General features: G+C 67.1%; 14 protein-coding genes. 9 read left to right on the forward strand and 5 right to left on the reverse strand.

The genetic code is table 11. The features are described 5' to 3' along the window. Nucleotides 1-3: 3 nt before the first annotated feature. The 3 genes from AB0I14_RS17310 to AB0I14_RS17320 form a co-directional block, all read right to left on the reverse strand. Nucleotides 4-516, reverse strand: coding sequence for a DUF3145 domain-containing protein (locus AB0I14_RS17310; protein WP_358023708.1), 513 nt, complete (start codon nt 514-516; stop codon nt 4-6). A 112-nt stretch (nt 517-628) separates the two neighbouring features. After that, the gene (locus tag AB0I14_RS17315; protein ID WP_358023711.1) at nt 629-1,462 is read right to left on the reverse strand and encodes a serine hydrolase domain-containing protein; all 834 of its coding nucleotides are present in this window, start codon (nt 1,460-1,462) and stop codon (nt 629-631) included. Nucleotides 1,463-1,473: 11 nt separating this feature from the next. Continuing rightward, entirely contained in the window at nt 1,474-2,358 is an 885-nt protein-coding gene (locus tag AB0I14_RS17320) for a chemotaxis protein CheY (protein WP_358023714.1), read from the reverse strand. A gap of 102 nt (nt 2,359-2,460) precedes the next feature. Here AB0I14_RS17320 and AB0I14_RS17325 point away from each other — a divergent pair, with 102 nt between their 5' ends. The 3 genes from AB0I14_RS17325 (at nt 2,461) to AB0I14_RS17335 (ending at nt 5,631) form a co-directional block, all read left to right on the forward strand. Further along, nucleotides 2,461-3,552: an S-(hydroxymethyl)mycothiol dehydrogenase gene (locus AB0I14_RS17325; protein WP_358023717.1), complete on the forward strand. Its 1,092-nt coding sequence runs from the start codon at nt 2,461-2,463 to the stop codon at nt 3,550-3,552. Further along, nucleotides 3,549-4,181: an MBL fold metallo-hydrolase gene (locus tag AB0I14_RS17330; protein ID WP_358023720.1), complete on the forward strand. Its 633-nt coding sequence runs from the start codon at nt 3,549-3,551 to the stop codon at nt 4,179-4,181. Before AB0I14_RS17325 ends, AB0I14_RS17330 begins: the two co-directional genes overlap by 4 nt. A 76-nt stretch (nt 4,182-4,257) precedes the next feature. Next, on the forward strand, nt 4,258-5,631 hold the full coding sequence (locus tag AB0I14_RS17335) for a styrene monooxygenase/indole monooxygenase family protein (RefSeq protein ID WP_358023723.1): 1,374 nt from the start codon (nt 4,258-4,260) through the stop codon (nt 5,629-5,631). A gap of 2 nt (nt 5,632-5,633) precedes the next feature. Here AB0I14_RS17335 and AB0I14_RS17340 read toward each other — a convergent pair whose 3' ends face one another. Next, nucleotides 5,634-6,365, reverse strand: coding sequence for an SHOCT domain-containing protein (locus AB0I14_RS17340; protein WP_358023726.1), 732 nt, complete (start codon nt 6,363-6,365; stop codon nt 5,634-5,636). 46 nt (nt 6,366-6,411) lie between these two features. Here AB0I14_RS17340 and AB0I14_RS17345 point away from each other — a divergent pair, with 46 nt between their 5' ends. Both AB0I14_RS17345 and AB0I14_RS17350 read left to right on the forward strand, forming a co-directional pair. Continuing rightward, complete coding sequence (locus tag AB0I14_RS17345) at nt 6,412-6,654, forward strand: LPXTG cell wall anchor domain-containing protein (protein WP_358023729.1); 243 nt, start codon at nt 6,412-6,414, stop codon at nt 6,652-6,654. A gap of 47 nt (nt 6,655-6,701) precedes the next feature. After that, nucleotides 6,702-7,700: an SAM-dependent methyltransferase gene (locus AB0I14_RS17350; protein WP_358023732.1), complete on the forward strand. Its 999-nt coding sequence runs from the start codon at nt 6,702-6,704 to the stop codon at nt 7,698-7,700. On the opposite strand, the gene AB0I14_RS17355 is transcribed toward AB0I14_RS17350, so the two are convergent. After that, nucleotides 7,701-9,260, reverse strand: coding sequence for an acetolactate synthase large subunit (locus AB0I14_RS17355; protein ID WP_358023736.1), 1,560 nt, complete (start codon nt 9,258-9,260; stop codon nt 7,701-7,703). Nucleotides 9,261-9,440: 180 nt separating this feature from the next. Between AB0I14_RS17355 and AB0I14_RS17360 the strand changes: the two genes are divergently transcribed. From AB0I14_RS17360 to AB0I14_RS17375, 4 genes are all read left to right on the forward strand, one after another. After that, nucleotides 9,441-10,268 carry an SDR family NAD(P)-dependent oxidoreductase gene (locus AB0I14_RS17360; protein ID WP_358023740.1) on the forward strand — a complete coding sequence of 276 codons (828 nt, stop codon included), beginning with the start codon at nt 9,441-9,443 and terminating at the stop codon, nt 10,266-10,268. Further along, nucleotides 10,265-10,909 carry a helix-turn-helix domain-containing protein gene (locus AB0I14_RS17365; protein ID WP_358023743.1) on the forward strand — a complete coding sequence of 215 codons (645 nt, stop codon included), beginning with the start codon at nt 10,265-10,267 and terminating at the stop codon, nt 10,907-10,909. Before AB0I14_RS17360 ends, AB0I14_RS17365 begins: the two co-directional genes overlap by 4 nt. Before the next feature lie 175 nt (nt 10,910-11,084). Beyond that, nucleotides 11,085-11,285, forward strand: a complete 201-nt coding sequence (locus AB0I14_RS17370) for an excalibur calcium-binding domain-containing protein (RefSeq protein WP_358023746.1) — start codon at nt 11,085-11,087, stop codon at nt 11,283-11,285. A gap of 5 nt (nt 11,286-11,290) precedes the next feature. After that, entirely contained in the window at nt 11,291-11,824 is a 534-nt protein-coding gene (locus tag AB0I14_RS17375; protein ID WP_358023749.1) for a thermonuclease family protein, read from the forward strand. Nucleotide 11,825 lies beyond the last annotated feature (1 nt).

Here is an 11,825-nt window from a genome sequence, read left to right on the forward strand (position 1 = left end):
GAACTATCCCACGCCCCGGTTCAGCCAGGACACCTCGCCGCCGTCACCACCATTGCGGTAGGGCTCCAGGGACTCGTCCCAAGCCGTTCCGAGGACGGTGTCGAGTTCGGCGGCCAGCATGTCGGCGCCGCCGGCCATCAGGGAGCGCAACCGCATCTCGCCGACCATCACGTCGCCGTTGGCACTCATCGCGCCGCTCCACAGCCCGAGCTGGGGGGTGTGGCACCAACGGTGCCCGTCCACTCCGGCGCTGGGGTCCTCGGTCACCTCGAAGCGCAGCACTGACCAGGAGCGCAGGGCATTGGCCAACTGCGCCCCGGTGCCGACGGGTCCAACCCAGTTGGTGACCGCGCGCAACTGGCCGGGCATGGCCGGTTGCGGCGTCCACTTGAGGTTCGCCCGCGCCGACAGGGTCGACGACAACGCCCACTCAACATGCGGGCATACCGCCGCGGGTGAGGCGTGGACATACACCACGCCCGTCGCCGCGTCGGCGAACTGGTTCGACGCACGCATTGCTACTCCTTCGGATACGAGGGACGTCTTCCCCAACGGCCTGGTATTCCGATCGAGCATGCAGTTGTGTGTGTCGCGCGTGTCTATTGTGCCTTGTGTGGCCAGTGTTGCGCTAGTCTGTCCCGTTTTCTCTCAGGACCCCATCAGATATGGCCGGCCACAGCGGGTAGGTCCAGTCCCCGAAGTCACGGTCGGTGAGCACCACCAAGGCCAGGTCAGCGGCCGGATCGACCCACAGAAACGTACCCGACTGGCCGAAATGTCCGAACGTCCGCGGCGAGTTTGCCGATCCGGTCCAGTGCGGAGATTTGCCGTCCCGGAGCTCGAACCCCAGCCCCCAGTCATTGGGGCGCTGCACCCCGAACCCCGGCAGCACCCCGTCAAGCCCGGGAAACTGCACCGTCACCGCGTCGTCGTGCAGTTGCTGTGACACCAGTGCCGGCCGAAGCAACTCGGCGGCGAATGCCGCCAGGTCGGCAACCGTCGACACGCCGCCGAACCCGGCCGCCTGCGTCCCGCCCAACAGCGTGGACTCGGACATCTGCAACGGCTCGAACACCGCCTCGGTGAGATAGCGGCCGAACTCGATGTCGGCGGCGCCCTCGACGGCGCGGGCCAACAGTTCGAATCCGTAGTTCGAATAGATCCGACGCTGTCCCGGACGCGCCAGTACCTCGGCCGAACGCATGGACACCCCCGACGCGTGAGCCAACAGATGCCGGATCGTCGAACCGGGCGGGCCGGCCGGGGTGTCGAGTTCGACCGCACCCTCTTCGATCGCAATCTGCGCGGCCCGCGCCACGAGCGGTTTGGTCACCGAGGCCAACGTGAAGGGCTTGCTCGTGTCGCCACGGCTGGCCAGTACCCCGGACGGGCCGACCACGGCCGCGGCAGCCGAGTCGACCGGCCAGGTATCGATCACGTCGAGAACATCGGCAGAGCTCATCGGGCCAAAATCTACCGGGCCCGCCCCAGATTCCGTGAAAGCAATTCCTCGACCATGCCGGCTGCCACCGCGTCCACGTCGGCGACCAGGCGACGCAGGCCGACCACCCGCCGAACCAACTCGCCCGGATCCACGTCGGTGACCGCCGAGAGCCGGTGCACATCGCAGACCGCGCGGTAGGCCGACTGGGTCGATTCCGGTTCGGTCGCCTCACACCACCGCTGCATCGACTGCGTCCAGGACGACACCCGCTCCCCGGCGCCCCGGCGGTGCGCCAGGTTCAACGCTCGGCGGTACACGTCTGCCGCCCATTCCACCGGCACCGGTTCGTCGAGCACCGGCACCAGCACCTCATCGAGGGTCTGATATCCGGTCGGGTCACCGGCGGCGACGGCCGCCATGCCGCCCAGCGCCCGCGCCAGCGCGACCAGGGCGGCGTCATCGAGATTCTCGGCGATGGCAGCCAATTGTCCTGTTGCAGTGGCGAATCGATCGTCGGATCCGGTGTCGGCCGCAGTCGCCGCGAGCAGGTATGCCAGGTAGCCGTGCGCAGTGGTCTCCGGGACGCCGTCGAGCAGTACCTGCGCTCGTTGCCCCCAACTGCCGGCCAACGCCACGTGCCCACGGGACAACCAGGCCAGGCCCAGTTCGGCTGCCTTCATCGCCGCCTGCACCGGGTCGGTGCGCAGCAGGCGCGTGTGTACCTGTTCGTTGATCCGCACGGATTCTCGGCCATGCCCCTGACGCCAGGCCGCGGCGGCGTACACGGCAAGATCGTCGGTATCGAGGGCCTGCACCCCGTCGACGCGGCTGAAGGATTCGTAGCTGGTACGCCAGTCATTTCGCCGATATGCCGAGCGTGCGACCACCAGCAGTTGGGTTCGATCGTCGACCACAACCCACCGTAACGCGAGGATGCGTGGCCGGGCCGAGAAACGGCGGACGATCAGACCCCGTCACTAATTGGACACCTGTCCGGTTTGCATTAAGTTATAGGCATGAGCCAGACGGTGCGTGGTGTGATTTCTCGGTCCAAAGGTCAGCCGGTCGAGCTGGTCGACATCATCATCCCCGATCCGGGTCCCGGTGAGGTGGTGGTCGACATCATCGCCTGCGGGGTGTGCCACACCGACCTGACCTACCGCGAGGGCGGCATCAACGACGAATACCCGTTCCTGCTGGGGCATGAGGCCGCGGGCACGGTCGAATCGGTCGGCGAGGGCGTCACCAATGTCGAGCCCGGGGACTTCGTGATCCTGAACTGGCGCGCGGTGTGCGGGCAGTGCCGCGCCTGTAAGCGGGGTCGCCCGCATCTGTGCTTCGACACCCATAACGCCACGCAGAAGATGACGCTGACCGACGGCACCGAGCTGACCCCGGCGCTGGGTATCGGCGCGTTCGCCGACAAGACCCTGGTGCACGAAGGTCAGTGCACCAAGGTCGATTCGGCGGCAGACCCGGCGGTGGCCGGCCTGCTGGGCTGCGGCGTGATGGCCGGCATCGGCGCGGCTATCAACACCGGCGCGGTGACTCGCGACGACACCGTCGCCGTGATCGGCTGCGGCGGCGTGGGCGATGCCGCGATCGCCGGCGCCGCGCTGGTCGGAGCGAAGAAGATCATCGCCGTCGACACCGACAACAAGAAGCTGAACTGGGCCCGCGATTTCGGGGCCACCCACACCATCAACGCCCGTGAGCTCGACGCGGTCAAGACCATCCAGGACCTCACCGACGGCTTCGGCGCCGACGTCGTGATCGACGCGGTCGGCCGCCCCGAAACCTGGAAGCAGGCCTTCTACGCGCGCGACCTGGCCGGCACCGTCGTGCTGGTGGGCGTCCCGACCCCGGACATGACGCTGGAGATGCCCTTGGTCGACTTCTTCTCCCGCGGCGGATCTTTGAAGTCCTCCTGGTACGGCGACTGCCTGCCCGAGCGCGACTTCCCCACCCTGATCTCCCTGTACCTGCAGGGCCGGCTGCCGTTGGAGAAGTTCGTCTCCGAGCGCATCGGCCTGGACGCGATCGAGGATGCGTTCCACAAGATGCATGACGGTGAGGTACTGCGGTCCGTGGTGGTGCTGAAGAAATGAGCGCACCTTCGCACATCCAGCGGGTGGTCACCAGCGGCAAGTTCGAACTCGACGGCGGCAGCTGGGACGTCGACAACAACATCTGGATCGTCGGCGACGACAACGATGTCGTGGTGTTCGACGCGGCCCACACCGCCGCCCCGATCATCGAGGCTGTGGGCGGCCGCAACGTTGTGGCCGTGGTCTGCACGCACGGCCACAACGACCACATCACCGTCGCGCCCGAACTGGGCAAGGCGCTGGATGCCCCGGTGCTGCTGCACCCGGCCGACGAGATGCTGTGGCGAGTCGTCCACCCCGACAATGAGTTCCACACTGTCGAGGACGGTCTCGTGTTGCGGGCCGGCGGCATCGAACTGCATGCCCTGCACACCCCGGGGCACTCCCCCGGGTCGGTCTGCTGGTCGATCCCCGAGCTGAACGCGGTGGTTTCCGGCGACACCCTGTTCCAGGGCGGGCCGGGCGCCACCGGAAGGTCGTTCTCCGACTTCCCGACGATCCTGGACTCGATCTCGAAGCGACTGGGCCTGCTACCCGGCGAGACCGTCGTCTACACCGGCCACGGTGACACCACCACCATCGGTGACGAGATCGTGCACTACGACGAATGGGTTGCGCGCGGACACTGATCCGCTCCACCGGGATTTGCGATCACGCTGAGCCAGTTCCTACCCGACGGGTTCCGTCCCGCCGATAGTGGCACCCATGACGAGTTCAGATGGGCGTACCGCAGCAGTGATCGGCGCGGGACAAACCGGGGTGACGGCCGCTCTCGGGCTGTTGGACAACGGGTTTGCTGTCACCCTCTACAGCGACCGGGATCAACGCAGCTTGCGCGCGGACGTTCCGGCCACCGGCACTGCCCTGATCTTCGGGGAAACCCAGCGGGCTGAGGAGAGCCTCGGACTGAACACCTATCTGGCCACTGCCCCGACGTCGACCGGTGAGAGTGTGCGGGTGGTCGACGGTTCGGGCCCGGATCGGTCGGAGGAGATCGCCTTCGACGTCGACTTCGACGGGTTCGTCGGGGTCGCGGTGGACACCCGGCTCAAGGCCGACGATCGGCTCACATTGTTCCAGCAGCGTGGTGGGCGGTTCGTGGTCGAGGCCGTCGATCCGGTGCGACTGGACGGGATCGCCGCGAGTGTCGACCTGACGTTGGTTGCCACCGGACGCGGCGGGTTGTCCTCGCTCTTTCCTGTCGATACCGTGCGCTCCGCATACGATCGGCCCCAGCGCAGCCTGTTGACCGTGACGCTGGCCGGGTTGCCCCACGGGCCTGAGGTTTTCGCCCATCGCAGCAGCGCCGGTGGACGCCACAGCGCCTTGACGGTGGTCTCCGATCAGGGCGAGGCGTGGTGGGGTGGGTACCTGCACAAGGATGCCGGGCCGACATGGGCATTTCTGGGCTGGGCCCGCCCCGGCAGCGAGTGGGAGCGCCGCTTCGCCGGCGCCGAGGACGCGCAATCCGCGCTCGATATCGTCACCGCGTTGCACCGTGACTACATCGACTGGGATCTGCCCGAGGTCGGTGAGCTCAGGATCATCGAGGCGGATCCGCACTCATGGCTCAAAGGCGCGGTCACACAGGTGGTACGGGCCGGGGTTGGCCGCACCGCGAGCGGCCATCCAGTGGCCGCCCTGGGCGATACCGCGGTCACCTACGATCCGATCGCCGGCCAGGGCGCCCAGGGTGGGCTGGTGCAGGCCGCGGCCCTGATACGCAAGGCGGCGGTGCACAAAGGACCGTTCGACGAGGCCTGGCTGCGCAACGCATTCGAGGAGTTCTACGTGGACCGGGCCCGGGCCGCGCAACTGGTCACCCGGTTGTTCCTGTCTGATCCGGAGCTGGCCGAGTACGGCAACCTGTTCTTCGCGGCGGCTCAGGGCAGTCCCCGCTTCGCGTCGAAACTCTATGGCCTGCTGAACGATCCACGGCCTGTTGAAGCCCTCACCTCGGAGGCGGCCGCCAAGCAGCTGATCACCGAGTTCTCCGGCGAGCCTGCCGACGCGTTACTGGAGCGGTTCGTGCCGGCCGGCTCATTCCAACGGTCCGGCCTGGCAACGCAGGCCGCGTAGCCTCAGCTCTCCAGGATCCGACGCTTCTCCGCTTCGAACTCCGCCTCGGTCAGTGCGCCGGTATCACGCAGGGCAGCAATAGTTTTGAGTTGTTCGAGCCGGACCGCCTGGCCACCGGGAACCTGAGGTCCGGCATCGGCCGGCGTATAGGTCGGGGTGTACGTCGGCGTGTAGCTGGGTATCGGACTCGCCTGCTTACCCGAGCGGAGACTCCACAGGACGGACAGGCCGACCGCGACAGCGGCCAGGACCGCCAGCCCGATGAAGGGCCACATCACCCAGTAGTAGGGACTGCTGTGCCCGAATACCAGCCGGGGATTCTGAGACGCGAAGACCGAGGCCTTGGCGTCAACGCGGTAGGTGCCGGCCTGCGTGATGTGGGCAGTGAAGACCCGCACCGTGACTTCCCGGTTGGTCTTCGATGAACTGCTCATCGAATCGGTGATGAGCGGTTTGGCCGCTCCGGTCGGCGGTGTGATGTCCAGTTGGATCGGAGGGACCATCACTCCCTTACCGCCCACAGTGAGAGTGTTGGCGCGGTAGGCGATGTCCACGTCGCCCGCGGGCAGCTCCAGACTGACCGAGCCCGGGATCGGCACCTCGCCATAGGCGTCGTCATCGGCGATGACGAACGCGTTCACCATCACCGACCCGATGATGCCGAGAACACCGACGACCAAGACGATGACGGACCCGATGATCGCGGTACGCGGGGCGCCCCCTCTGCTGCTCATCGCGGAAGTGTGTCATAGCCGGTAGATCGCGGGTTACCGTCGGGGTATGCCTCGCGACGAGACGGAGAGCGCCGGGACCGCCGGACCGGCACGCCGGTTGGCGCTGCGCTACTGGGTTGCCTTGATCCTGGTCGCCCTGGCTGCGATCTTCGTCGCGCAGAACCGTGATCGGGTGGGTGTGCACGTGCTGTGGGTGACCGTCGAGTCGCCGATGTGGTTCATCTTGGTCATCATTTTCGTCATGGGCCTACTGATCGGACTGCTGCTGCGACGGCGACGGCGAACCTAGCCATGGCCAGGCAGCGCCGAACCACACCCCGCCCGCACACCGCCGGAATGAGTTCGGCGATCAAGCTTCTCGAGCTGGCGGCGCACACGGTACCGATCCCGACACCGCCACTGCCCATCGTCATCGCCGATTACGGTGCCGGCACCGCTCAGAATTCGATGCAACCGATCAACGCCGCAATCGCGGCCGTGCGCGGGCGCACCCGTCCGGAGCACTCGGTTCTGGTGACGCACACCGATGTCGCCGAGAATGACTTTTCCACGATGTTCCGCATCCTGGAGGAAGATCCGGAGTCCTATCGGCACCGGGATTCGGCCACCTTCAGTTCGGCGATCGGCCGGTCGTTCTACAGCCAGATCCTACCGTCGAACAGTGTCCACCTGGGCTGGTCGGCGTGGGCGGTAGCGAGACTGAGCAAGGTGCCGATGCCGGTCGCCGACCACGTCGTCGCGGCCTACAGCAACGACGAGCGGGTGCGCACGGCCTATGCCAGGCAGGCCGCTCACGATTGGCACGAGTTCATCGCTTTTCGCGGCCGCGAGCTGCATCCGGGCGGCCGCCTGGTGGTGTTGACGACCGCACTGGGCGATGACGGCGACTTGGGCTACCGCCCGTTGTTCCGCTCCGTCGTCGGCGCGCTGACCGAGCTGATCGCCAATGGTGTGGTGAGCGCCGACGAGGCGACCCGGATGTCGCTTCCGATCGCCGGACGGCGTGCCGCGGATTTCACCGCACCGTTCGCCCCGTCGGGCCGGTTCGAGCGGCTGGAGATCCAGCACGTGGAGGTGGTCGACGCGGAGGACCCCATCTTCAACGCTTACCGCAGTGACAGGGACGCAACCGCTTTCGGCACCCGCTGGGCCGATTTCTGCCGGTTCACCGCGTTCGCCGATCTGGGCGCGGCGATCGAGGGTGCCCCGGACCGGTTGCCGCTGTTCTACGACCGGCTGCATGCGGGCATAGCAGCGCGGCTGTCCGCCGAGCCCGAGCAGATGCGTATTCCGATCGCAGCGGTGGTGTTGGAGAAGCGCCGTCTGAGCCAGTGATCAACCCGGCGACCAGGTCGGCAGCGCGGCGTCGATCAGGTGCGGCCCCGGCTCGGCCAGCGCTGTACGGAACTGGTCGGCGAGTTCCTCCGCGGTGGCGGCCCGGGTGGCGGGGACACCGAATCCCTGTGCTATCGAGGCGAAGTCGATGTCGGGACGGCTCAGGTCGAGCAATGAACGCGACCGTTCCCCATTGGCTTCGGTGCCCACCCGCAACAACTCGAGCTGCAGGATGGCGTAGGCGTGGTTGTTCAGGATCACCACGGTGACGTCGAGTCGCTCGCGAGCCATCGTCCACAGGGCCGAAATGGTGTATGCCGCACTGCCGTCGGACTGCAGGGCGATGACTGGGCGGTCTGGCGCGGCGATCGCGGCGCCCACCGCCACCGGCAGGCCCTGTCCGATCGCGCCACCGGTCAGGGTGAGGACATCGTGGCGCCGAGCCGACGCGGTGGCGGCCGGCAGGAACACTCCGCTGGTGTTGGCCTCATCGGAGATGATCGCGTTATCGGGCAATAGCGCCGCGATCACCTGTGCCAGGTTCTGCGGGTTGAGCTGGCCCGTCGGCAACCCGTCCGGCTCGGGCGGCGGTGAGGAGGGTAGCGCGCCTCCCAATTCATCTGCCAGCGCGGCCAATTCATCCACAGCCAGCGCACAGACCTCGGCGCCGTCGGGCACCAGGACGCTCGGCTTGCCCGGGTAGGCGAAGAACGACACCGGCGACTTCGCCCCGATCAACACCAGATGCGTTGCCCCCGAGAGCTGTTGGGTGGCCTGCTCGGCCAGGTAACCGAGCCGTTCGATGGCAGGCACCCCCTGCCCGCGAGCCAGCCGGGCCGGGAAGGTCTCGACCAGGACGCGCGCGCCGGTGGCCGCGCTGATTCGCGCTGCCGCCCGCAGACCGTCGGCGTGGGTGGCGGCACCGCCGAGCAACAGCACGGCACGCTCCCCCTGGGTGCGCAGCAGTTCGGCGGCGTCCGCGACATCCATCGAGCTGCCTGTCGACGGGTCGGCATCCGGATGCCCAACACCGTTGTCCGACAATGGGTTCTGCGGTGCGCTGCCCCAGGAATAGTCGGCGGGAAGGATCACGGTGGCGACCCGTCCGGGCGTACCGGTCGCGCTCTGCACCGCGCCGTGGACGGCGGCGTCCAGGTCGGCGGCCGATTCGGGCCGGTGCACCGAACCGTGTGTCCAGCGCCCGAGCGCGTCGATATCGGATTCCAGCGGCGCGTCGAGCGGTTGGTGGTAGGTCGCGTGATCGCCGACGACGTTGACCACCGGAGTGAATGCGCGCCGGGCGTTGTGCAGGTTGGCCAGACCGTTGGCCATTCCGGGGCCGAGGTGAAGCAGGGTCGCCGCGGGGGTGCCGGCGATGCGGGCGTACCCGTCGGCGGCTCCGGTGGCGACGCCTTCGAACAGGCACAGCACCGGACGCATGTCCGGGGCAGCATCCAGCGCGGCGACGAAATGCATCTCCGAGGTGCCCGGGTTGGCAAAGCACACGTCGACGCCCTCGGCGAGAAGGCGGTTCACCACGACCTCGGCGCCGGTGCTCATGAGCGCCCGCGCGTCACGGGCCTGGTGGTTACGGAATCGTGGTCGCGTTTCTGCCAGCCGTTGTGCACCCGTCCATATTGATCGGCCGTTGCCCGCGGCGCCAGTACCCGGGGGCTTGACTGATTATCAGTCAGTCTGTCACGGTAGGTCGACATCCCAGCGGGCTGAGCGGAGCCAGACATGCGACACCGTGGAATCGACCTCTCCGGCAAGAAAGCGGTGATCACCGGCGCATCCAGCGGGATCGGACGCGAGCTGGCCCTGGCCCTGGCTCAGCGGGGAGCGACGCTGGCGCTGGCGGCACGCCGCAAGGATCTGCTCGACGACCTGGCCGACGAGATAGCCGGCCCTCGGGCGCGCCGACCTGTCGTCCTCCCCGTCGATCTGGCCGTACCCGGTTCTGCGGCCGAGCTCGGCCGCCGTGCGCTGGACGCGCTCGGCGGGGTGGACATCGCGGTCAACAACGCCGGTGCCAACCTGACCGGAGCTCAATCGCTCGTGGCCGACTCCACAGCTGCCCGCGCCGTCTTCGAGGTCAATGTCTGGTCCCCGCTGGCGCTCACCTCAGCACTGCTGCCGGCCATGCGGGCTGCCGATTCCGGCGTGATCGTCAATGTCACCTCCACCGTTCAGGCCGTACCACTCCCCTTGCTCGGTTATTACGCCGCCTCCAAAGCCGCACTCGCCCAGGCCACGAAATCACTACGGCTGGAGCTGGCCGGAACCGGCATCCAGGTGTTGGAGGTGGTGCCCGGTGCGACGGATACGGCGTTGCGCGACATCGACGAGCTGCCGTGGAAGTCCGTGCCACCAAAGACATTTCCTCCAGTGGCACCGGCGTCCACCGCGGCGGCCATCGTCCGCGCGCTGGAGCGCGGCGCGAGACGCGTCGTCCACCCGCGCTATTCACTTCTCCCCCTGGAGGTTCCGGTGCTCGGGCGAGCGATCGCCGCAGCCGGCGGACGGCGGGTCGACACCCACAGCGCGCTGGCCGAGCCGGGCCGATGAGCACGCGCACCAAGCTGACCGATCGGCGTCAACTCATCGTCGATGCGGCCCGCAAGCAGTTCGCGACACGGCCATACGATCAGGTCACCACTGCACAGGTCGCCAAGGATGCCGGTGTGGCCTACGGGTTGATCGCCCACCACTTCGCCAACAAGCGTGGCCTGTATCTGGCCGTGATGAACGAAATCGCGGAAGAGATCGCCGCTGTGCAGACCGCCGCCGCACCGCCGGGTTCGAGCCTGGCAGATCTGTTACGCCACGCCCTGCGCAACCATATCGCCCACATCGATTCGTATTCGGACAGTTTCGTCGCGCTATTGCGCGGGGCGCTGGGTGCCGATCCCGAACACCAGTCGGCAGTCGAACACCTTCGCTGGTTGGGTGCTCAACGAATTCTGTTGGCACTAGGGATCGTCGACCCCATTGCCCCCACCCTCCGCACCGCCATGCACGGCTGGATCGGCTTCCTCGACGAGATGATGATCGACCGCATCACCCACCGCGATGTGGACATCGATGTCCTGGTCGACCTCGCCGCCGCAGCACTGGCCGTTACGTTGCGCACCGCAGCCGCTCTCGACCCGTCGATCACCTACACCCCCGAGGCCGTCGCTGCGTTGGAAGAGGTGGCGGCCGCCTGAGCCCGTGGACGGCCACCCTCGCAGCGTCCATTCACCGGGCTGACGGAAGCGCCGACCAAGCCTTGCCGGGCGCAACCGGCGAGATTCATCGGCAAATACACCCACTACCGGTTCACGACGTCCTACGATGCATTCACTTACGTCTCCGTTAATTCAAGATCACAAGGGAATGCATATGTTTCGTGCCTTCATCGTCGCGGCAGCCCTGGTTGCCGGCGCCATCGGTGCGGCCCCCATGGCACAGGCCGACCCGCCCTATCGGTATTGCAAAGACGCGTACGCCGACGGCAAATCCAACATGACCAAAGACGATCCCGGCTATGCCGACCACCTGGACAGCGACGGAGACGGTATCGCCTGCGAGAAGAAGCGATAAGGACCGTGACATCGACAATCGCGATCCGCGTTGTCGGTGTCGTGGTGTTTCTGATCGCCTTCATCGCCCCTCCGGTGGTCCGGGCCGAGCCCATCGCCACGACGGCAGAAGTACTGCGAGTAGTGGATGGCGACACCATCGACATCCGCGACGACGTGCGGGGCCGCCTTCGTGTGCGACTCCTGGGCATCGACACCCCCGAGACGAAGAAGCCCGGCTACACCATCGGCTGCTGGGGCCCGGAAGCCACAGAATTCGCAAGGTCGAACATGGTCGGTCAACGGGTCGCCCTCCAGACCGATCCGACTCAAGACCGAACCGATCGCTATGGACGCACCCTGGCGTACCTGGTCCGTGCCGACGGCTGGGATTACTCAGTGGAAGCAGCGAGAGCCGGGATGGCCCACGCATACGTCTACGGTGGGCGCCCCGTCACCCGTTATGACGCCATCGCGGCAGCCGAAAACGAAGCGAGACAAGCCCATCGCGGGTTATGGGGTCCGCCGTGCAACGGCAACACCGAGTCGGTTCCGCGCTGAA

It is taken from the genome of Mycobacterium sp. NPDC050441 (assembly GCF_040655355.1).
In the GTDB taxonomy this organism is placed as follows: domain Bacteria; phylum Actinomycetota; class Actinomycetes; order Mycobacteriales; family Mycobacteriaceae; genus Mycobacterium.